The 22,886-nt window shown below is 30.6% G+C and carries 19 protein-coding genes; 10 read left to right on the top strand and 9 right to left on the bottom strand.

The window, feature by feature from the left end; all coding sequences use genetic code 11:
• The first annotated feature begins 7 nt into the window (after positions 1-7).
• From GQS58_RS10725 to rlmN, 6 genes are all read left to right on the top strand, one after another.
• Positions 8-709 (top strand): crotonase/enoyl-CoA hydratase family protein, encoded by a 702-nt coding sequence (locus GQS58_RS10725; protein WP_166385695.1) that lies wholly within the window; start codon positions 8-10, stop codon positions 707-709.
• Positions 710-820: 111 nt separating this feature from the next.
• Positions 821-2,050, top strand: coding sequence for a 3-phosphoshikimate 1-carboxyvinyltransferase (locus tag GQS58_RS10720; RefSeq protein ID WP_166385693.1), 1,230 nt, complete (start codon positions 821-823; stop codon positions 2,048-2,050).
• Positions 2,051-2,122: 72 nt separating this feature from the next.
• Positions 2,123-3,172, top strand: coding sequence for a tRNA preQ1(34) S-adenosylmethionine ribosyltransferase-isomerase QueA (gene queA / locus GQS58_RS10715; protein ID WP_166385691.1), 1,050 nt, complete (start codon positions 2,123-2,125; stop codon positions 3,170-3,172).
• A 155-nt stretch (positions 3,173-3,327) separates the two neighbouring features.
• Positions 3,328-3,618: a putative quinol monooxygenase gene (locus tag GQS58_RS10710; protein ID WP_166385689.1), complete on the top strand. Its 291-nt coding sequence runs from the start codon at positions 3,328-3,330 to the stop codon at positions 3,616-3,618.
• 26 nt (positions 3,619-3,644) lie between these two features.
• Positions 3,645-4,139: a PPC domain-containing DNA-binding protein gene (locus GQS58_RS10705; protein ID WP_166385687.1), complete on the top strand. Its 495-nt coding sequence runs from the start codon at positions 3,645-3,647 to the stop codon at positions 4,137-4,139.
• Positions 4,140-4,501: 362 nt separating this feature from the next.
• A complete protein-coding gene (gene rlmN, locus GQS58_RS10700; RefSeq protein WP_166385685.1) occupies positions 4,502-5,539 on the top strand; it encodes a 23S rRNA (adenine(2503)-C(2))-methyltransferase RlmN in 1,038 nt (345 codons plus the stop codon).
• Between the two features lie 89 nt (positions 5,540-5,628).
• On the opposite strand, the gene GQS58_RS10695 is transcribed toward rlmN, so the two are convergent.
• Both GQS58_RS10695 and GQS58_RS10690 read right to left on the bottom strand, forming a co-directional pair.
• Positions 5,629-6,225, bottom strand: a complete 597-nt coding sequence (locus tag GQS58_RS10695) for a hypothetical protein (protein WP_166385683.1) — start codon at positions 6,223-6,225, stop codon at positions 5,629-5,631.
• A 91-nt stretch (positions 6,226-6,316) separates the two neighbouring features.
• Entirely contained in the window at positions 6,317-7,852 is a 1,536-nt protein-coding gene (locus GQS58_RS10690) for a toxin-antitoxin system YwqK family antitoxin (RefSeq protein ID WP_166385681.1), read from the bottom strand.
• A 116-nt stretch (positions 7,853-7,968) separates the two neighbouring features.
• Between GQS58_RS10690 and GQS58_RS10685 the strand changes: the two genes are divergently transcribed.
• Entirely contained in the window at positions 7,969-8,946 is a 978-nt protein-coding gene (locus GQS58_RS10685; RefSeq protein WP_166385679.1) for a polyprenyl synthetase family protein, read from the top strand.
• Between the two features lie 12 nt (positions 8,947-8,958).
• Here GQS58_RS10685 and GQS58_RS10680 read toward each other — a convergent pair whose 3' ends face one another.
• Both GQS58_RS10680 and GQS58_RS10675 read right to left on the bottom strand, forming a co-directional pair.
• The gene (locus tag GQS58_RS10680; RefSeq protein WP_166385677.1) at positions 8,959-11,367 is read right to left on the bottom strand and encodes a TonB-dependent receptor domain-containing protein; all 2,409 of its coding nucleotides are present in this window, start codon (positions 11,365-11,367) and stop codon (positions 8,959-8,961) included.
• 78 nt (positions 11,368-11,445) lie between these two features.
• A complete protein-coding gene (locus GQS58_RS10675) occupies positions 11,446-12,963 on the bottom strand; it encodes a GH3 auxin-responsive promoter family protein (RefSeq protein WP_166385675.1) in 1,518 nt (505 codons plus the stop codon).
• Positions 12,964-13,108: 145 nt separating this feature from the next.
• Between GQS58_RS10675 and GQS58_RS10670 the strand changes: the two genes are divergently transcribed.
• Both GQS58_RS10670 and GQS58_RS10665 read left to right on the top strand, forming a co-directional pair.
• Complete coding sequence (locus GQS58_RS10670; protein WP_166385673.1) at positions 13,109-13,900, top strand: DUF2797 domain-containing protein; 792 nt, start codon at positions 13,109-13,111, stop codon at positions 13,898-13,900.
• Positions 13,901-13,973: 73 nt separating this feature from the next.
• Positions 13,974-14,489 (top strand): gamma carbonic anhydrase family protein, encoded by a 516-nt coding sequence (locus GQS58_RS10665; RefSeq protein WP_166385671.1) that lies wholly within the window; start codon positions 13,974-13,976, stop codon positions 14,487-14,489.
• A gap of 179 nt (positions 14,490-14,668) precedes the next feature.
• Here the strand turns inward: GQS58_RS10665 and GQS58_RS10660 are convergent, their stop codons facing one another.
• Together GQS58_RS10660 and GQS58_RS10655 are read right to left on the bottom strand one after the other, a co-directional pair.
• Complete coding sequence (locus GQS58_RS10660; protein ID WP_166385669.1) at positions 14,669-15,148, bottom strand: hypothetical protein; 480 nt, start codon at positions 15,146-15,148, stop codon at positions 14,669-14,671.
• Positions 15,149-15,321: 173 nt separating this feature from the next.
• Complete coding sequence (locus GQS58_RS10655; RefSeq protein WP_166385667.1) at positions 15,322-15,738, bottom strand: Spy/CpxP family protein refolding chaperone; 417 nt, start codon at positions 15,736-15,738, stop codon at positions 15,322-15,324.
• 100 nt (positions 15,739-15,838) lie between these two features.
• On the opposite strand from GQS58_RS10655, the gene GQS58_RS10650 reads away from it, so the two are divergent.
• Positions 15,839-17,470, top strand: coding sequence for a mechanosensitive ion channel family protein (locus GQS58_RS10650; RefSeq protein WP_166385665.1), 1,632 nt, complete (start codon positions 15,839-15,841; stop codon positions 17,468-17,470).
• Positions 17,471-17,840: 370 nt separating this feature from the next.
• Here the strand turns inward: GQS58_RS10650 and GQS58_RS10645 are convergent, their stop codons facing one another.
• The 3 genes from GQS58_RS10645 to GQS58_RS10635 all read right to left on the bottom strand — a co-directional run bounded on the left by GQS58_RS10645 (position 17,841) and on the right by GQS58_RS10635 (position 22,809).
• Positions 17,841-18,794: a tRNA dihydrouridine synthase gene (locus GQS58_RS10645; protein WP_166385663.1), complete on the bottom strand. Its 954-nt coding sequence runs from the start codon at positions 18,792-18,794 to the stop codon at positions 17,841-17,843.
• A gap of 269 nt (positions 18,795-19,063) precedes the next feature.
• Complete coding sequence (locus GQS58_RS10640; RefSeq protein ID WP_166385661.1) at positions 19,064-20,161, bottom strand: alpha/beta hydrolase-fold protein; 1,098 nt, start codon at positions 20,159-20,161, stop codon at positions 19,064-19,066.
• A gap of 161 nt (positions 20,162-20,322) precedes the next feature.
• Positions 20,323-22,809: a zinc-dependent metalloprotease gene (locus GQS58_RS10635; RefSeq protein ID WP_166385887.1), complete on the bottom strand. Its 2,487-nt coding sequence runs from the start codon at positions 22,807-22,809 to the stop codon at positions 20,323-20,325.
• Positions 22,810-22,886 lie beyond the last annotated feature (77 nt).

Below are 22,886 nucleotides of genomic sequence, written 5' to 3'. Positions count from 1 at the left end.
AAAAATAATGAACGAATTTGTTACCTATCAATCAGAAGAAAATTACGCTTTAATTACGATTAATAACGGAAAAGCAAATGCGATTTCTCATGAAGTAATAGAAGGTTTGAATGCTGGGTTAGACAAAGCAGCAACCGAAAATAAAGTAGTTGTTCTTACGGGACAAAACGGAATTTTCTCTGGAGGATTCGATTTAAAAGTGATGACAAAATCACCAGAAGCGGCAAAAGAACTGGTAACAAAAGGTTCTAAATTATCTTTGAGAATGTTGTCTTTTCCACAACCAATAATTATCGCTTGTTCTGGTCACGCTATTGCTAAAGGGGCCTTTTTATTGCTTTCTGCAGATTATAGAATTGGAGTAGAAGGCGATTTTAAAATCGGATTAAATGAAGTAATGATTGGGATGACCATGCACAATGCTGGTATTGCGATTGCAAAATCTAGATTGTCTGAGGTGTATTTAAACAGAAGTGTAAATAATTCTGAAATTTACAACCCAAAAGATGCCGTAAAAGCTGGTTTTTTAGACCTAATTGTTCCTGCAGACCATTTGTTACCAACTACAATAAAAGTAGCAGGCATGTTTGCTAAGTTGAATAAGAAAGCGCACGCAGCAACAAAATTAAAAGTAAGACAACCACATTTGCAAGATTTAGAAAATGCAATAGAATTGGATTTAAAGAGTGATATCTCTATTAATTCTTAGTAAAAGCATTCAATTTTTACACTTATTTAAAGCAAAGAAACTTTGTTAAAACTCTTTTGAGTAGTAACTTTGGCACTTTGTTAAAAAAATCAATTTATAGAACTTACGGAGATGGATATATTATTAAATGTTTTAGGAGATAAAAAGATTAATGAGAAAATAACAATCTCTGGTTCTAAAAGTGAATCGAATAGATTGTTGATTCTTCAAAATTTATTTCCAGAACTTTCTATAGAAAATTTATCAGATTCAGATGATTCTGTGCACATGCAACATGCACTTTCTACAACAGATGAAGTTGTAAATATTGGTCATGCTGGTACTGCAATGCGTTTTTTAACATCCTATTTTGCTGTAAAAGAAGGTAGAGAAGTGGTTCTTACAGGTTCTGAAAGAATGCAAAATAGACCCATTGAAATCTTGGTAAATGCTTTATCAGATTTAGGTGCAAGTATTTCTTACGAAGATAAAGTTGGGTATCCTCCAATTAGAATTAAAGGTGCTAAAATTACAACAGATAAAGTCCAAATTAACGGAAACGTAAGTAGTCAATATATTTCTTCGATGTTGCTAATTGCATCAAAATTAGAAAACGGATTAAAAATTGAATTGCTGGGTAAAATTACTTCAGTTCCTTATATAAACATGACGTTAAGTTTGTTAAATCAATTAGGAATAGAAACTAATTTTGAAGGAAATATCATTAAAGTATTGCCTAAGAAATCTGTAGAAAAGCAAACGATTGTGGTAGAATCAGACTGGTCTTCTGCAAGTTATTTTTATTCAATTGCTGCTTTGGCAGAAATAGGATCGGAAATTTCTTTATCAGCGTATAAAAAAGAAAGCTTACAAGGAGATTCTTGTTTGGCAGAAATCTATCAACATTTTGGAGTAGAAACTGTTTTCGGTGAAAATTTTATCACCTTAAAAAAAGTAAAAGAAACAAAGAAGGCAACTTTAGAAATCGACTTAAAAAATGCACCAGATATTGCACAAACAATTGCTGTAACTTGTTTTGCAGAAAATATTGCGTGTAATTTAATGGGTTTACATACTTTAAAAATTAAAGAAACAGATAGGTTAGTCGCTCTAAATGACGAATTAACAAATTTAGGTGCTACAATTTCTGTTACAGATAAAAGTTTACATTTAGATATTTCTTCGACAATAAATTCTAATATTGCTATTAAAACGTATAACGATCATAGAATGGCAATGGCATTTGCACCTTTGGCGCTAAGAGTTCCTATTAAAATTTTAAATGCTGAAGTGGTTACAAAATCGTATCAAAAGTTTTGGGATGACATGCAACAAATTGGCATTAAAATAGATAAAGTGTAAATAATTAGGCAAACACTTGACAACGCCTATCCCGATATCGTATCTTTGCAGTTGTTATAAGCAAATATATATATGAAATTATCGCATTTTGAATTTGATTTACCAGAAGAATTGTTAGCAACGTATCCTGCTGAACATAGAGATGAGTCTCGCTTAATGGTATTAAACAGGAAAGAACAAACCATAGAACATAAGGTTTTTAAAGATGTTATAGATTACTTTGAAGAAGGTGATGTTATGATGTTGAACAATACCAAAGTTTTTCCTGCTAGAATGTATGGTAATAAAGAAAAAACAGGCGCTAGAATAGAGGTGTTTTTATTAAGAGAACTAAATTCTGAAAATAGATTGTGGGATGTTTTAGTAGATCCAGCAAGAAAAATTAGAATTGGAAACAAATTATTTTTTGGAGACGATGATAGTTTAGTTGCTGAAGTTATTGACAACACAACCTCTAGAGGTAGAACTTTACGTTTTTTGTTTGATGGTTCTTATGAAGAATTTAGAGCAAAATTATTAGAATTAGGTCAAACTCCATTACCTAAGGCAATTGGTAGAGATGTAGAGCCTTTAGATGATGAGCGTTACCAAACTATTTACGCAAAGCATGAAGGAGCTGTTGCAGCACCAACTGCTGGTTTACACTTTTCTAAACATTTAATGAAACGTTTAGAAATTAAAGGAATTGAGTTTGCAGAAACTACATTACACGTTGGTTTAGGCACATTTAGCCCAGTAGAAGTAGAAGATTTATCGAAGCATAAAATGGATTCTGAGCAAATTGATATTTCAGATGCTACTGCCGATAAAATTAATAAAGCTAAAAAAGAAAAAAGAAGAGTTTGTGCTGTTGGTACTACAGTAATGAGAGCTATCGAATCTTCAGTTTCTTCTAAAGGTGAGTTAAACGGTTATACAGGTTGGACAAATAAATTTATTTTTCCTCCGCATGATTTTAGTATTGCAACTGCAATGATTACTAATTTTCACACACCAAAATCTACCTTATTAATGCAAGCAGCTGCTTTTGGTGGTTACGATTTTGTTATGGAAGCATACAAAGTAGCAATAAAAGAAGGTTATAAATTCTCTACTTACGGAGATGCTATGTTAATTATATAGTGCTGTTAGTGGGTGTTGGTAAACAAATATCTTACATAATATGAAATAATAAAAAAGGCAACGGAAACTGTTTAACCTTATTTAAAATTTCATATTATTGGTTTAGACGCATAAAAGAAAATATATCGTAAAAATTAATTTTAATAGTATTTATTATGAGTAAATTAAAAATTATAGCTACAATTATTGTAAAACCTGAGTTTAAGGAAGAAGTTTTAAGCATGTTGCAAACCGTAACTGATGCAACACGTAAAGAGGAAGGTAATATCTCATATGTATTACATGAAGATATTAATAACAGCTTAAAGGTTATCATTTTAGAAGAATGGAAATCTCAAGAAGCAATCGACTTTCATAATCAAACAGCGCATTTTTTAGTATTAAAGAATGATCTTGGAAAAAAGGCAGATAGTTTAACAATAGATATCATAAAAGAGTGTTATTAATTTTATAACTTAAAATAGTATACAAAATGAAACGTTCAATTTTAATAGTACTGTGTCTTACAGTATCTTTTTTAGCAAACGCACAATCAAATTCTAAATTATACACTTACAAGCAGTTTGGTAACAAGTATGTTATAAGTATTCTAAACCATTCTGAGATTACAAAAGCAATTACTGCGTTTGTTGAAGAACAAGATATAAAAGCAGGAACAATTACTGGTCTTGGTGCTGTAAATGAAGCAACTTTACGAATTCTTGATCCAGCGACTAAAAAGTTTGTAGATAAAACTTTTTCTGAACAAATGGAAATTACCAACATAACAGGTAATATTTCTCAACAAAATGAGAAGCACTACATACACATGCACATAACACTTGGTCGTTACGATTATTCTGCGTTAGCAGGACATTTGCTTACCGCTAAAATTAATGGAGCTGGAGAGTTTGTTATAGAAAGTTTTGATGGTACTGTTGATCGTTATTCTGATAAAGAGACTGGATTAAACTTGTATAAGTTTTAGAAACATAAAAAAGAAGACAGGTAATAAAGTATCTATAAAAATAGGCAAAGCAGTAGTACGTTTAAGGTTTTTAGCTGAGTTAAACTCTGTGCTTACCGAAAAATTTGATGCTTTTAAATCGATTAGTTTTAAGATACGAACCGTTAAGAATTTAAAAACTAAAAACTGACAGTTATTTTAATTGTCAGTTTTTCTGTTTTTTGGCGTTCCCTAAAAAGGTCGCGCTTTCCGTTATATCTTTTTTGTTAAAAAAACAAAAAAGGATGCCACTTCAATCACTAACGCAGCCAATTAGCAAAATATAGTAATAAGCTAAAATTATATGCGTATTTTTGCAACTCTATTTTTAAAAACTAGAAAACTTGACTAAAAAGAAAGACATAAGAGCCTTAACTAAAGAACAATTACGCGATTTTTTTGTAGAAAATGGCGACAAAGCCTTTAGAGGAAATCAAGTATATGAATGGCTTTGGAGTAAGTCTTTACATACCTTTGATGCAATGACAAACATCTCTAAAGAAACCAGAGAAATGTTAGAAGCAAACTTTGTTATTAACCATATCAAAGTAGATTCTATGCAAAAAAGTAAAGATGGAACTATAAAAAATGGAATTAAATTACACGATGGTTTAATTGTAGAATCTGTTTTAATTCCTACAGAAAAAAGAACAACAGCCTGTGTTTCTAGTCAGGTTGGTTGTAGTTTAGATTGTTTATTCTGTGCAACATCACGTTTAAAAAGAATGCGTAATCTAAACCCAGATGAAATTTACGATCAGGTTGTAGTAATTGATAAGCAAAGTAGATTGTATTATGACAAGAAACTAACCAACATTGTTTTTATGGGAATGGGAGAACCTCTTATGAACTATAAAAACGTAATGAAATCTATAGAGATGATTACATCTCCAGAAGGTTTAGGTATGTCGTCTAAAAGAATTACAGTTTCTACATCTGGTGTGCCAAAAATGATAAAAATGATGGCAGACGAAGAGGTGAAATTTAACTTAGCCGTTTCATTACATTCTGCAATCGATGAAATTAGAACTAAAGTAATGCCTTTTAATGCTACTTTTCCTTTAAAAGATTTAAGAGAGTCTTTAGAATATTGGTACGAAAAAACAGGAAGAGCAATTACGTATGAATATATTGTTTGGGGTGGAATTAATGATAGAAAAGAGGATATTAAGGCTTTAGTTGCGTTTTGTAAAGCGGTGCCTTGTAAAATCAATTTAATAGAATACAACCCTATTGATGATGGAGAGTTTCAACAAGCTAGTGCGTCTGCAATTAATAATTATATTTCTAATTTAGAAATGAATGATATTACTGTAAATGTAAGAAGAAGTAGAGGTAAAGATATTGATGCTGCTTGCGGTCAGTTGGCAAACAAATCTTAAGTTTTAGAAAAATATAGTGTAACATAAAAAAGAGCAAAACAAATTTTTAAAATTTGTTTTGCTCTTTTTTATGTTTTTAAGAAACAGATTTAACCTCTTCTTCTTTCTAGTAAAACAAACATCATTAAAGACAAGATAACTCTATCGTCATCATCGCTATCTAGTTCGCCTATTTTAGAAACTTCGAAGTTTTTCCCAAAGAAAGATTTTAATTTTTTAAGCTCTACAACAGTTTCACCTTTTGAGTTTTTTACCAAATAGGTTGGGTTAAAAAGATACCCAGTAAAAAAACTTAAAACAGGAATTTCTCCAAGCATAGAGTCTAAAACCTTAACCCACGGATTTTTCTCGTTAATTACATATTGTTTTTTTTGATGCTGATCTATAATTTCATAATGAGCATTCCAAAGAGATTTCCATCCTTTTCTAGCAACTTTACCAAACGCTACACCCTTTTCATCAAAAAAAGAATACGCAGTAGAGAAATCTAACCATTTATCAGCTTTAATTTGATAATTTAATTTCGCTTTTGTATCATTTTCATAAATACGAATATCTTCTTTTAATTTAAACATTTTTTGACGCACGTAAGCAATTGGCTTTCCGCTGCTATCTTTTGCGGTAAAATCATTGGCTAGTGTAGATATTTTAAATTCGAAAGTAATTGGAAAATGAATGTTTTGCATAGTAATTTAGTTTGTAAATTTTTAGCTCTAAGATAGTAGAAAATTAAAAATCAGTAACTTATTAAATGAGTTTTATCTTCTTTATAATTGTTTAATTAAAAGTTTTTGTAGATATTTTTTTACCCAGTTTATAAAGAATTTCTTGAGTTACATCTCCCGCCAAACTATAGTGTTTCCAAATACCATCTTTATCGTTATTTGCATAATTACCTTCTATAGAAGGGGTATTAGCTGCGTTATATTTTCTGTAAAGGCCATGTTTGTAATTGTTTTCATAGGTAATCTCTTCAAGTAATCTGCCTTTTTTAGAATCAAAAAACTTCCACAATCCGTTTTTATATTTCTTGAAAAAATTTCCACTTTTAATTAAAACACCATCACTATTATATATTTCTACAGTAGCATTGTCAGATTTTCCTATTCTTTTTATAATTTCTCTTTTATTTCCATTTTCAAAATAAGATTCTAAATTAATTGGATTCCCTTTTTCATAGAATCGCTTAACCAAAACCATTTCGTTTACATTGTATTTAAAATAATCTCCCTCTAATTTTCCATCTTCATAGGTTCCAGATTCTTTTAATTTTCCTGTTATATGATATCTTTTATAAGCATAACTTTTAGGGCTTTTGTAAGATTTTTCGTAGGTAACGTTTCCATCTTTATCTTTTTCAACCCAATTACCACTAGGTTCTCCTAAATTATATTCTTCTAAATAAATAGTACCTCCAGAATATTGTCTAAACCACTTGCCGTGTCTTTTGTTATTTTTAAAAAACTCAACTTTTGTTTTTTCTCCTTCTTTATTATATTGAACATATTCGCCATCAACACGTCTGTCTTTATATGTTTTTTTAGAGCGTAAAGTACCATCGTCATAAAACCTTTTTTCAGTATAATCACCTTCAGAAAGATATGTTTTTTCCCATTTTAAGATACCTTCATCATTTTTTTCAAACCAATAACCATCCTTTTTACCTTCTTTATAGTTTTGGACATATTTTAGATTTCCGTTTGTATGATATGCTTTTAAAGTATACGTTTTTGGTGCAGTGTATTTTTTTTCAAAAAGAAGGTTTTCTCCTTCAATTTTACTAAACCAAGTTCCTTTAGGAATATCATTTTGATACTCTTCTTGACTGATAATAATTTTTTCTGTATTTCTTCTGTAGTTAGATTTTTTCCAAAAGATTCCATGTTTTAAATCATTTTTATAGTTTTCTTTCTCTATTTTTTCTCCTTCATTATTATAGGTAATCCATTCTCCAGTTTTTTTACCAGCAGAGAAATTTCCTTTTTGTTCTATAGATTTATCTTCAAAATAAGTAGTGAAACCTCCCTCTTTAAGGCCATCTTTATAATTTACTTCAGAAAGTAAGTTACCATTACTATCATAATTTATGCGCATATTAAAAATAATTCCATCTGTAAATGAAATTTCAGAATAAGATCCATCATGTTCAGCAATTTTAAAAGTACCTTTTAATTTGTCTCCTTTTAAATCTTTGTAAATGGTTTCTTTTCCAAATTTTTGAATATCAACATCTCTCCAAAGCATTGTTTCTTGCGAAAAAATTACGTTTTGAAATAGAAATAAAATAATAAAATAGATAAATGCTTTTCTCATTGTTTTTTTAGTCTTAATAAATAGATAAATTTTAGTGTAAAATTATTGTTTTTTTGTTTAAAACTCTGTTTTTATTATTAATCTATTATTTTTGCTTCGAATTTATTTTTCGTAAAATGAAACCAGTAGAACTTATTAAACTTCCCATTAAAAATGAAATGGAACTCTTTGAAGAGAAGTTCAAAGATTCTATGTTGTCTAAAGTTCCGCTTTTAAACAGAATTACCTATTATATTGTTCGTAGAAAAGGAAAACAAATGCGACCAATGTTTGTTTTTTTAGTAGCAAAAATGGTTTCTGATGGTGGTTTTGATGAAAGAACATATAGAGGTGCTTCTGTTGTAGAATTGATTCATACTGCTACTTTAGTGCATGATGATGTGGTGGATGAAAGTAACCGAAGACGTGGTTTTTTCTCTGTAAATGCACTTTGGAAAAATAAAATTGCAGTTCTAGTTGGTGATTTTTTATTATCAAAAGGATTGTTGTTATCCATAGATAATGAAGATTTCGATTTGCTAAAACTAATTTCTATTGCTGTTCGTGAAATGAGCGAAGGGGAATTGCTTCAAATAGAAAAGGCAAGAAAATTAGACATTACAGAAGATATTTATTTTGATATAATTCGACAAAAAACAGCTACTTTAATTGCAGCTTGTTGTGGTATTGGTGCAGCTTCGGTTGGTGCAAATAATGACACGGTACAGCAAATGCGAAAATTTGGAGAATATATTGGTATTGCATTTCAAATTAAAGATGATTTGTTTGATTATACCGACGATAAAATTGGTAAGCCTACCGGAATTGATATTAAAGAACAGAAGATGACACTGCCTTTGATTTATACTTTAAACACCTGTTCTAAAAAAGAGAAATCTTGGTTGATCAATTCTATCAAAAAACACAATAAAGACAAAAAACGCGTAAAAGAGGTAATTGCTTTTGTAAAAGAAAATGGCGGTATAGAATATACCACCGTTAAAATGAATGACTACAAAAATAAAGCAATAGCTATTTTAGAAAATTACCCAGAATCTGAATATAAAAGTTCGCTATTAACCATGATAGATTACGTGGTAAAACGTAAAATATAGTTTAGGATACTTTTAAATATTTGCTTTTAAAGAAATTACAAAGTTTCTACCGGGAGAAACAATTCCAGAACTATAAGGTCTGTAACGTTTGTCTGCAATATTTTCTAAACCTGTAGATATTAATAAATTATCGGTAAATTTATAAGACGTTTTTAAGTTTATCGTAATGTAAGAAGGAGAATATGGATTTCCATTTGCATCAATTGCATAGATATAATCTTTTGCTATTTCACTTTCTGGTAAATCTTTATAAGCGACAGACCCACTATAATCTGCATATAATTGCGCTTTTAATTTACTCGCATTATAAGATAGTCGTGTTGTGCCAAACCAAGGAGCAGCGTGTCTAGAAGGACTTTTTTCTCCGTTGTCTAACTCTTCTTCTCCTTTTTGATAACTAATTGTTGATGAAAATCCAATGCCATTTCCTAAATCTGCTTCAAAACCAGTTTGAAATCCATACACATTAGCAACAGCTGCATTTTGTATTGCTTGTATTGTGCTTAATTCACCATCATATAGCATTTCAGTTTTACCATTTAAAGTAAAATCTCTTAGTACCATGGCGTCTTTTAAATTGGTGTAAAAACCGGTCAATTCAATTTTTAAATAATCACCAAAAGTTTTTGCAACAGAAACATCAGTATTATAAGCGTACTCTGCTTTTAAATTCGGATTTGGAACCACTACAGAACCAGGTTCTGAATCGAAAATTTTACCAATATCATCTACATTGGGCGATCTGAAAGCCGTAGAGAAGTTTGTACTTAATAACCAATCTTCTTCCGGTCTAAAAACCAAACCTAAACTACCCGTTAAGGCACCGTCATTTATATTTGCTTCTGTAAAAGGTAAAGGGTAAAAAGTAGTATCGAAAGTAGCGTTTAAGCTGTAAAAATTATAACGCAAACCAGATTGTAAAACCCATTTCTTAGAATGGTTATATTGGTTAGAAACATAAACACCTAAAGAAGACCAATTAGAATTTGGATATCTGCTAGGTCCTGCTTGAGAAATGTTGGTATCTATATCTGTGTTTATTCCAGTAGAATTTACATCATTATAAACATACTCTGTTCCGTAAAATAATTTACTTTTTGCACTTAAGCTTTTAGAAAAATCTAAGTTGGTAGAATAGGCATCTACACGTTCTGTTCTTGTTTCTCTTTCATTATCATTAAAATTTCTACTAATTCTACTTTCATCAAATTTTTGATACGTTAATCTTAAAGTAACATCATCATAAAAAGAATTGCTTCCTTTTTTGTTGATTTCAAAATTATTCATCATCCACTTTTGTGGACCGTAGCTCCATTCTCCATAACGAGGATTTCCATCTTTTGTTCTTAAATGTCTATCGTATCTAGAATAACTAGAGGTTTCTGATAAATGAAAACCATACTCAAAATTCCATTTTTCATTTGGTTTAAACCTCACTTTTTGCATCAAGTTGGTTTGTGTGTATCCAGAAGGCGTCTGAATTTTTGGGTCTTTATTGGTAATTATAATATCTTCATTGTTCTGTCTTTCTACATATACGTTTCTTAAATATTCTTCAGGTCCATCACTTCCCATTCTCAAATCTCCATAATCATTATAACTTAAACTGGTAACAAATGCCCATTTTTTATAGCCTAGATTAAAATCTGCATGATAGGTTTTTTCTTCATTCGCAGAAGAAAAACGTGTTAACGCATTTCCTGTAATTAATGTTTCATCATCTAAAGACAAACTTGGCGATAAGGTTTTAAAACTCATTACAGCACCAATAGCATCACTTCCATAAATAACAGAACCAGGACCAAAAATTATTTCGGTTTCTTCTATGGCAAAAGGATCTAAAGAAATTACATTCTGAATATTACCAGCTCTAAAAATGGCATTATTCATTCTAACTCCGTCAATAGTGTATAACAATCTGTTGGTAGCAAAACCTCTAATTAACGGACTTCCGCCTCCTTGTTGGCTTTTCTGCATAAACACTTTTCCAGAAACGGTAAGCAAGTCTGCAGCCGTTTGTGTGTTCATTAATGCTATGGCTTTTGGAGATATAACAGTAATTTTAGTAGCTAAATCAGATGTTTTTTGCTTCCATTTTGTAGCGGAAATTACAATTTCATCTATTCTTAAAATAGTAGGAGTTAGGTGTACTAGAAAGTTATTTTGTTTAAAAGCTTCGTAACTTTTAATTTTAGTTTTAAAACCAAGAAACCGAACTTCTAATGTTTCCGCATTTATAAAATCACTAATATCTGCTTGTCCTTCTCCGTTTGTAGTAACGTAATTATTGGTTAGCTTGTTAAATATGGTTACTTGCTCTAAGGTTTCTTTAGTCTCTTTGTTAAGTACTGTAAGAATTTGAGCGCTTGTAGTGTAGTTTAAGAGTAAAAGGAAAAAAATAAAAGTAATTTTTTTAATCATTTTTAGGTTTTTGATGTTGATAAATCTCTAAGCTATTTATCAACAATCATGCCTAATTAAGTTAAAATTACAATAAATTTAAGGTTTCATTAACACTATTAATTCATCTACAAAATCTCTAGAATTAGACAATCTAGGTACTTTATGTTGGCCCCCTAATTTGTTCTTTTGTTTTAGCCATTTGTAGAATAATCCTTCTTGTGCTTGGTGCACTTTTGGCGCCATTAAAGTAATATTTAAATAACGTTTAGCTTCATAATCTGAGTTGATAGATTTTAAAGCATTGTCTAAAACTTCAGAGAAATAGCCCATAGAATCAGGCTTTTTTGTGAATTCTATAACCCATTCATGTCCACCTTTTTCTTTGCCTTCCATAAAAATAGGTCCCACTGTATAATCTGCAATAGTAGCAGTTGTCTTTTCGCAGGCTAATTTTAAAGCATCCTCTACATTTTCTATATTTAACTCTTCTCCAAAAACATTTATATAATGTTTGGTGCGTCCGGTAATTTTAATTCTATACGGTTCTAAAGAGGTAAAACGAATGGTATCTCCAATTAAGTAACGCCACAAACCTCCATTTGTAGTAATAATTAGAGCGTAATCGATGTCTTTTTTAACATCAGCAAGTGTTATTGTTGTAGAGTTTTCACCTTTATAATCACTCATCGGAATAAATTCATAGAAAATTCCGTAATCTAACATTAATAACAATTCTTTTGAATTATTTCTATCTTGAATGGCAAAAAAACCTTCCGAAGCATTGTAAATTTCGTAGTACTTAAAACTATCTTTAGGTATAATTTTTTTATACTGCTCTCTATAAGGATTAAAGTTTACGCCTCCATGAAAATAGACTTCTAGGTTAGGCCAAACTTCTAAAATATTTTCTTTTCCAGAACGTTCTAAAACTCGGTTAAGTAAAACTAACATCCAACTTGGTACGCCTGCTAAACTGGTAATATCTTCATCTATGGTTTCATCTATAATAGCATCCATTTTTGTTTCCCAATCGCTCATTAAAGCAACTTCTTGACTAGGAGCAGAGCTAAAATCTGCCCAAAAAGGCATGTTTTCTATAATAATAGCAGATAAATCTCCAAAATAAGAATTGTTATCTTGGTACATATCAGAGCTTCCACCTAAGCGCAATCCTTTTCCTGTAAAAAGCTGCGTATCTTCATTGTTATTGATGTACAAACACAACATATCTTTGCCAGCTTTCATGTGGCAATATTCTAAAGCTTCATCAGAAACAGGTATAAATTTACTTTTAGCATTGGTTGTTCCACTACTTTTTGCAAACCATTTAATGTCTGTTGGCCAAAATAAATTTTGTTCTCCTTTTCTACAACGTTCAATTAAAGGCTCAAAAGTTTCATATTTCTGAATAGGAACATTTGTTGTAAAATCTTTATGATTCTTTATGCTAGAAAATTTATATTCCTTACCGAATTGAGTGTTTTTGGCAAGATTTACAAGTTTTAAAAGTAATTCATCTTGCACATCAATAGGATATTTTAAAAAGAGTTCTATTTGATGTTTCCGTTTCTTTAAAAACCAAGAAATTATAGAATTGATAATTTGAAAAGCCATAGAAATTCGTAAATTTGTACAAAGTCATTGCGAATTACGCTTTTTTTTGCGTCATGAAGCAATCTCTCTTTAAAAAAAAAACAGATTACTTCGTTCTACTCGTAATGACGAATAATTTTTTGTTAAAAATACTAAAATTTGTGCGATGATTTACCAAGGAGTTTTAAAAAAAATGATGACTGAAAAAGCAGAACAAATTCAGTATTATTTAGATATGAAAACTGATTTTATAAATATGAATCAGTTAATAAATAAAGAAATAACAATTAATTTTGTTACCTACGAATGTTTAAACTGCCATTTAGAAAAGACTATTTATAGACAAGGTTTTTGTAAATCTTGTTTTTTTGAAATACCGAGTGCTGCAGATTGGATTATGAAACCAGAATTAAGCAAAGCACATTTAGGTATAGAAGATAGAGATTTGGCGTATGAGCAAGCAGTGCAACTAAAACCACATATTGTGTATTTGGCAAACTCGAGCAATGTAAAAGTGGGCGTTACCAGAAAACAACAAGTACCAACACGTTGGATAGATCAAGGAGCGCATGAAGCTATTGAAATTTTGGAAGCTCCAAATAGATATTTAGCAGGTATTACCGAGGTTGCTTTAAAAGACCATGTAGCAGATAAAACCAATTGGCGCAAAATGCTAAAAAATGATATTGAAGATGTAGATTTGGTAGCTTGGCGAGAAAAATTAAAAGAATTTATTCCAGAAGAAGCAAAAGAATACTTTATCGAAAATAATACGGAAACACATATTAATTTTCCTGTAGTTAAATATCCAGAAAAGCCTAAAAGTTTAAACTTGATTAAAACACCAACTTATAAAGGTAAATTAGTCGGAATAAAAGGACAATATTTAATTTTTGATGACGAAACTGTTTTTAATGTAAGAAGTAACGAAGGTTTGGTGGTTTCTATTGAGGTGTAACTTCAATTTTTTCTAAGAAGTTATATGTAATACAATTTTATAATACTAAAAATACAATTTAAATTTATAAATTATGGCAATTATAAAAGCAGTAAGAGGAAATCATCCGCAAATACCAAAAGATTGTTACGTAGCAGAAAATGCGACAATTGTTGGCGAAGTTTCTCTAGGAAAAGAATGCAGTATTTGGTTTAACGCAGTGCTAAGAGGAGATGTACATTACATTAAAATTGGTGATAAAGTCAACATTCAAGATGGCGCGGTTATCCATGCAACGTATCAAAAATCACCTACAACCATTGGCAATAATGTATCCATTGGCCACAATGCAATTGTACATGGTTGCACTATTCACGACAATGTTTTGGTAGGTATGGGTTCTATTATTATGGATGATTGTGTTATAGAATCTAACTCCATAATTGCAGCAGGAGCAGTAGTTACTAAGAATACAAGAGTAGAAAGTGGAAGTATTTATGCAGGAGTACCAGCTAAAAAAGTAAAAGATATTTCGCAAGAATTAATTTCTGGAGAGATTGATAGAATTGCCAATAATTATTTAAAATACTCTAGTTGGTTTAAAGAATAAGGTTTGGGCGTTACACAAGGTCGGGCTTTCGCTACTCGCTTTTTTTGTAAACACAAAAAAGAGCTCAAACAGACCGCTCAATCCCTAACGCTAACCAATTCGTTATAAAATCAAAAACCCGATTTCAATTAAGAAATCGGGTTTTTTTAATCAACTAATCAACCAAAACTAGTTTACTTTTATTTTTTAGATCTACCACCTCTTTGATCTTCCTTGTTGTTTTTTGATCCTTTTTTTTCTTTCATTTTATGCATTCCCATTTTGCTTCTGTTTTTTTGCATTTTATCAAACTGTACAAATTGCTCTTTGCTTAAAATGTCTTTCATTCTGTTTTTCATTGCAATTTTGTTATCTAATCGTTTGTTTTGCATTGCGTACATTTCATCTGCTGTAGGTCTTTTCTTATCAGCTCTATTTGCTTTTCTCTCTGCCATTATAGTTTTTCTTTCTGCCATTTGAGCCATTAAAATAGGCTTAATTTGGTTTTGCTGCTTTTCAGATAAATCCAAAGCTAATGTCATTTTTTTAACAGTTAAAGTAGCGTGTTGTTCTGTTGTTAATTTAGAACCTCTTTCACCGTTTCCTCCTCTTTTTTTCTGTGCTTGTGTAGTAAATGTAATTGCAAATACTAATACTAAAATGCTTGCTAATTTTTTCATATCTATATGTTTTAATTGTTTTAATGTATACTTCTTTGACAGTTATAAAATTGAATGGTTTAATGTGAAATTTTGTTTAACAAGTATTTAACATAGAGTGTGTGTTAAAAAAAAACTCGGTCTCTATAAAGAAACCGAGTTTTAATAAACAAATTAACCTAAACTATATGTTATTAATTTTTTTTCTTTTTACCTCTGTTTTCAGTATTTCCTTTTTTCTCGTTAGCCATTGCTTCAAACTTAGCAAATTGCTCTTCGTCTAGAATATTTTTCATTTCTGTATTAAAAGCAGTTGCTTTTTCTTTACTATCAGCGTTAAGTTGTTCGCGTTCTTCTTTGCTTGGTCTTACTCCAGATTCTCTTGCAGCTTTTCTTGCTTCCATAGAGGCTTTTTTCTCTGCTTTTTGATTTTCTAATAAAGGTTTAATTTTATTTTGCTGATCTTCTGTTAAATTCAAATCGGTTGTCATTTTTTCTAACATCTTTTCAGTAGAAACTTGTCCACCTCTTTGTTGTCCGCCTCTTTGTTGTGCTTGTGTAGTAAATGTAAAAGCGATTACAAGTACTAAAATTGTTACTATGTTTTTCATTTTTTTTGTTTTGTTATTTTTTAATTACGCTTCTTGGACTCTTAAAAAATGAAAAGGTTTAAATTTGCATTTCTGTTTAACACGATTTTAAGAAATAAAGATGAAAAATTTTTTGTGGCTCCTTTTATTATTACCAATATGTACCATAGCACAAGATAGTATACGTGTAGATATGAGTAACCCTCACGCTACTGTTTATACACATTTATACTTTTTGCAATCGGATTCTTATGAACCTAAAAAAGCGGCAAAAACTATTTTAGGTCTCTCTGAAGAGAAAGCTATTGAAAAAGCAATAAAAATAAAGCAGGTTTTAGACGGTAAAGGTTTGTATGTAGATTTAGACAAAATACCTACCGATGCTAATTATAAAGATACAGTTGGCTATTCTTCTTATTCTAAATATGTATTGTTTCCAGAAAGAATGCCACAAATTTATGTAGAAAAAATTGGAGAAAATTGGTATTATTCTACAGAAACAATTACTAAAATAGAAGGTTTATACAAATCTGTATATCCTTGGTATATTCAAAAAATACAGGATATAATACCTCTTTCTGGGTATAAAAAGATACTGAATATAGAATTGTGGAAAATTATAGGATTGTTAATCCTATTTATTATAGCCTATCTTATTTTCTTAATTGTAAAGAGGATTGCGTTTTTTATTTTATTAAAGTTACAACAACAAATTACAAAGAACACCAATTTAGAGGTTAATAAAGTGATTAAAAAATTGGCGCATCCAATAAGTTTATTGGTCGCATTAACTTTTATAGATAAAGCTTTTCCTTCATTACAATTTGGTTTAACCACAAATACGTGGGTATTTTTAACTTTAAATATTGCCGAAACCGTTTTCTGGATTTACGTTTTCTTAAAATTGGTACAAGTTATAATGCGCATTTATGGTGAGTTTACAGAAAGAACTCATGGCAGGTTAGATGATCAATTAGTGCCTATTTTACACAGCTTCTTAACAGGTGTGGTTCTTGTGGGTGGTGCTTTAAGATTGTTGGTGCTTTTTGGTGTAGATACAACAACAATGATAGCTGGTGCAACAATTGGAGGTTTGGCATTTGCTTTGGCTTCTCAAGATACTGTAAAAAACTTGATTGGTACCATTATGATTTTTCTTGACAAACCATTTCATATAGATGATTGGATTGAGGCAGGAGAAGTAGTAGGTACTGTAGAAAGAGTAGGGTTTAGGTCTACACAAGTACGTGCAGCAGATACTTCTATCTTTCAAATTCCGAATAGTAGATTGTCTGAATTGGTGATCAATAATAAAGGATTGCGTTTATTTAGACGATATAATACAAACTTAGGTTTGCGTTATGATACACCTCCAGAATTAATTGAAGCTTTTGTAAAAGGGGTTAGAGAAATTATTATTGCACACCCAGAAACACGATCTGATTCTTATAATGTAGAGTTTACAGGTTTTGGAGATTCAGCTTTATTGGTGATGGTTAACGTGTATTTTAAGAGTTTAACTTGGGGTGTAGAGCAATCTTCTAAACACAGATTGCATATTGCTATTGTAAAATTAGCAAAAGAATTAGGTGTAGATTTTGCTTTTCCATCTACAACGGTTACTATCGAGAATTTTCCAGAGAAAAAAGGATTAAATCCTAAATATGATATTAGTAAAGAAAGAATAGATACTGTGATTGCTACAGTTGTGAGTGATTTTAATAAAGAGAATCCTAATGAAACTGTTTCTTAAGGTACTTTAATTTTAAAACGATTTTTCATTCCGAATGAGGAATGAGAGAAATCATATTAAGTGATAGTTTTGTATAAATTATCACTTAATATGATATACTTTGAGTGTATTTTGCCAATTAAAAAAGTCAATTTTAAAACGAATGTCATTCCGAATGAGGAACAAGGAGGAATATTATATAGCGATGTATTCTATCTAATTTATCCCTTTTTACGATTTGTTTAGAGCTTAGCATCCTCAATCTTAGAAGTTAATTTTAGAACGAGTGTCATTCCGAATGAGGCACGAAAAGGAATCTCATTACGTGTTCATAAAGCAGTCTACTTTTTAATTAAACAGATTGCTTCGTACCTCGCAATAACGAATTTATTTAACCATTTTTAGCCTCTTTAAAAATTTCTCTAACAGCTATTTCGTAATTTTTTACACTACCTGCTTTTTTAATTTTTTTATAGGTTTTCTGAGGATTTGAAAAACTTTGAGAAAAATATTCCCAAAAACCAAGCATCTTCATTTTAATAGGCGTTGGACCAGAAAGTGCTGCATCATATTCAGTAAAAATACGATCGTGAAATTCGTTAAAAATATCGAACCTATTTTTCGGGTATTCAGTAGTTTCTGCTTTTATCATACTTGGTAAAAAAGGATCTGCAATTAGTCCTCTACCAATCATCCAATGATCTATAGACGGAAAACGTTCTTGTAGTTTTTTATATGCTGCAACAGAAGTAACGTCTCCATTGTAATACAATTTATGCTTTGTATTGTCTACACATTTTTGAAATGAATCTAAATCTGTTCCGCCTTTGTATAATTGTTTTCCTATTCTTGCATGAATAGCAATGTTTTTTAATGGATAGTTATCTAAAACAGGCAAAACCTCTAAAATTTCTTCAGGAGTATCATAGCCCATTCTCATTTTCATAGAAACTAAAATATCAGATTCATTATGAATTTTATGAAGAATGCTATCTATCTTTTCAGGATCTGCAATTAATCCAGAACCCATTCCGCGTTTGGTAACCATCGGGTAGGGACAGCCTAAATTCCAATTCAATTCTTTGTAACCTAATTCTCTGACGTATTTAGAAACAAACAGAAATTCTTCTACATCATTGGTAATAATTTGCGGAATTACCTCTAAGTCCGTATTATTCTCGAGTTCAATGTCTTTTTTGTAAGAATTCTTAATCACTAATTTTCCGTTTAAACGGATGTATGGCGAATAAAAAGTGTCTATTCCACCAAAAAAATGATTGAATGCGTTTCTAAATTTGTAATCTGTAAAGCCTTGTAAAGGAGATGATAAAAGTGTCTGACTCATAAAAAATATTGTGCTGCAAATATAGAATACTTTTTAATGCGTTTGATAAACATAGTTGTAGATATTATCATTAATACGTACAAGTTGTTTGTTGACTTTTTTTATTTTAAGTTGTTTAGGGATTATGGTTTCGTTATCGTTGTTGTATAATGAAAGTTGCGATTTTTGTGAACGGCTATTTTCCGTAGGAAAATTGTTGTTTGCAAAAAAGCAACTGCCTTTAGTAAAGCACTAATTTAGCAATTTTTTTTACACGGTGTTGGCAATAGTTAATTGCTCACACGTTTTATATTCTTCTTATAAATATTTTTTCGTCTCAAAAATTCTTTTTCTTTGTATTTTTTTTTCTCCTTTTTCAAATTTGCTAAAGCGATTAAATAAAGTTCTTTAGCTTCTTTTCGATTTCCGCTTTTTTCTTTAGCTTCGGCAAAACTATCATAAATATTAGAGTCATTCGGAAATAATTCGATACCACGTTGAAAAATCTCAAAAGCTTTTTCATAATTATTAACTGATAATTGTTCGTATCCATTATTATTGATTTTTGATAAGTCGAAATTATTTGAATAATCAATTAACCCTTTTTGTATGCCTTCCAGTAAAATAGTACCGTGATTATAATTATCAATTTTTCTATAACTCCACTGTGTTGATTTTAATTTGTTTAGTTTAAATAATGAGTCTACTTTTTTTGTGACAGGATTAAATTCATTCTCAAACTTTCCAATAGTTCCACTAATTGAGTAGATATAATTGTTATTGCTTTTTATGTTGATAGAAATTTTATCTATAGATTTAAGTATTTTCTCATTGTCATAAACATAGTTTGGGCTAATAAGAATTAATGCATTAAATAGTTTTGGTTTGTCTATTAATGTTTCTGTGAGAAATGTTCCGCCAAGAGAATGTCCAATTCCAATTCGATTGGATTTCACTCGGTAGTTTTTATCTATATAGGGAAACACTTCATTTTTTAAACTTTCCATTAAGTTAATCGAACCACCAACTTTTTCATATCTTTCCAAAGTTTCTTTATTTTCGTTTTTTGATAAAAATTCAAATTGTCTATTTTCTGAAATAATTCCAACTAATATTGATGGTTGTATTTCATTTGAGCCTATTAAATAATCTATTGTTGATTTTGCTAAATTAAATAGAGATTCATTTTGAGCATCAAGTAAATATATTACAGGAAATTCCATATCAGGTTCTAATTCATACTCAATTGGTAGAAATATTTTTATTTCTCTTTCAGTTCCAAAAGATTCTGAATTAAACTTTTGATTTACAATTTTCCCCTCGTCAGATTGAGCGAAGAATTGAATTGTAAATATTAGTAAAAAAGTTGTTAGTAGTAGTTTTTTCATAATTATTGCCAACTTTATTGATATGCCGAGTTTTAATTCGATATATCAGACGATAACGAAATTAGTGTTTTTTGGGTTTAGAAACAATCCAAATTAATACGCATAAAAAAAACCTCATCAATTAAGATGAGGTTTTAAATATATATAAAATAATGTTTATATTATTTAGGATCTAAAATAGTCTCAATTCTATCTACAACATCCTGTAAGTGGTAGCGTGTTAAAGTGTTTCCTCTGTTAGAAGCAGATTTAGCATCACGTTGTAAACGTTTCAACTCTCCTCTAGCAACAGATTTTACATCAGATTGATTGATGTTAATAGCAGTACTTTTTCTATAGCCACTGTTTACACCTCTTTGGTCTGAAGCTTTGTTTAAAAGATAATCTAACCTATCTAAATAAGCTCTTTGTAAATTTCTTCTGTAAGTATCAATAGATTTACCAGTGTAGATTTCACTCCAAACACCTTTTCTTAAATCGCTCATCATGCTAATTAAGGTGTATGCACTCGTTGTGTTAGCCGTTTCATTTTCTATCATACGAGCCATTCTACCAGCATCTAATATATTATTTAAAGTTCTTGCTTGTAAACCACGAACTCTTTCTACAGAACCAGAAAACTCTGTTTTGCTAAAAATGTTTTTATCTAACATCCAATTAGGAGTTTTAAATAACTCATTAATAACAAATTGTAATGCTTCTTTTTGAGTTGCTTTGTCTACATAAGTATAAACAGCTCCTTCTTGGTCTGTAGTTTTATAGTTTTCATATACACCACCAACATTAGCTGTTACATGCCCCATATATCTATTAAACTGACCTAAAACTTGTCCGTACATCGTAGATAAATCGTCATAATTTTCACCTTTTTCAGAAGTCCATTCTTCTAATCTTGGTAAAATTCTTTGTAAATTTTTAATTCCATACATAGAAGCTTTCATTGCATTGTCTCCTAAATCTTCTGTTTGAGAACTAGGGTCTACAACATTACCTGCTTGCTGATGTCCGAATCTGTACATTGGGTCTCCAGCATGTTTTAAGATCCAAGCATCTAAAATTGGCTTTTCATCTTTAGCGTCTATATCTAAAATAGGTCTGTATCCCCATGAGATTGCATATTTATCATACACACCAATATTTGGCATTAAGGCAACACCTTTATCTTCTGGTTGTGCAACATAATTAAAACGAGCATAATCCATAATAGAAGGGGCTGTTCCGTATTTTTTAGTAAAAGATGCAGAACGCAAAGAATCTACAGGATATGCCGCAGAACTCCCCATGTTATGTGGTAAACCTAATGTGTGACCTAGCTCATGAGAAGACACAAATTTGATTAATTCACCCATTATTTCTGTCTTAAAATTATTGCTTCTTGCTTCAGTATTAATGGCTGCAGTTTGAATAAAGTACCAATTATGTAATAAAGACATTACATTGTGATACCAGTTAACATCTGATTCTAAAATTTCTCCAGAACGAGGGTCACTAACGTGAGGACCGTTTGCATTAGGAATTGGTGATGCTAAATATCTAATTACAGAATAACGAATATCTTCTGGGCTGTACTCTGGATCTTCTTCTTTAGTAGGAGCTCTTTTACCCACAATTGCATTTTTAAAACCTGCTGCTTCAAAAGCAACTTGCCAATCATTTACACCTTGTATAATATAAGGAACCCACTCTTCTGGAGTTGCGCTATCTACATAATAAACAATTTGTTTTTTAGGTTCTACTAATTCTCCTCTTTTAAATTTTTCAATATCTTCATCTTTTACTTCTAAACGATATCTGTCTAGATACGTAACTGTTTTACTTTTTTGAGCATCTAAACCATAATCTACTTGTCCGCGAGCAAACCAACCAACACGTTCGTCAAAATAACGACGTTTCATAGGTACTTTAGGAAGTAAAACCATAGAATTACTCATTTCTAAAGTAATAGAACCCAATGCACTATTAGAAGGAGCTTTGCTTGCCGAGTATGTTTTTACATGTCTCGTTTCTATATTTTTCGGATAACTACTAACTCTTTCTATGTAAGAACGGTCCTTATCCATTCTTGTAACACCATACGCTTTTCTATAAAAACCAGGAAAACCTAAAGGTTTTATATCTGTAGCAAATAAAGGAGTAGCATCTATTACTGTAGCTGTAGAATCTTTACTGATTGCTTTTATAGGAAAAGAAAATAGAATAGGCTCTAAGTTAGAGTTTACAACGGCTTTATGAACTGGTAAAACAGTATCTGCAACAATGTCATGAGAAACAATTCTTAGTAGAATTTGTTTGTTTTTTCTTTCCCAACGTAATACTTGCGTATTTGTTTTTCCGCCACCAAAACCAATTCCGGTTGCTGTTTTTGCTATTCTTGTTACCATTAACATTTCTCTTGTTAAAAGAGAATCTGGTATTTCAAAAAGATAAGAATCACCTTTTGTGTGAACTTTAAATAAACCTTCGTCTGTTTTATAATCTTTGGTTACTACTTTGCTGTAAGGTTGAATGTCTCCTTTTTCGGGTTTCTTTTTGGGAGCTTCTTTAGGAGTTTCGTCCTTTTTTTTCTTCCAAAATTGGGCTTCTGTTTGAGTTGTAAAACCAAAAACAAAAGCAACTAAAAATAATTTAGTAAGTAATTTTTTTGTCATCATTAAAATGTTATTTGAATTACGGACCAATTTAGGGAAACAATAAAAAAGGAGTCTTAAAGAAAACTTAAAGATAT

This window comes from Polaribacter sp. 11A2H (assembly GCF_011379025.1).
Lineage (GTDB): Bacteria > Bacteroidota > Bacteroidia > Flavobacteriales > Flavobacteriaceae > Polaribacter.
The sequence above is the reverse complement of the archived record's forward strand: the minus strand, read 5'-3'. Positions and strand labels throughout refer to the sequence as shown.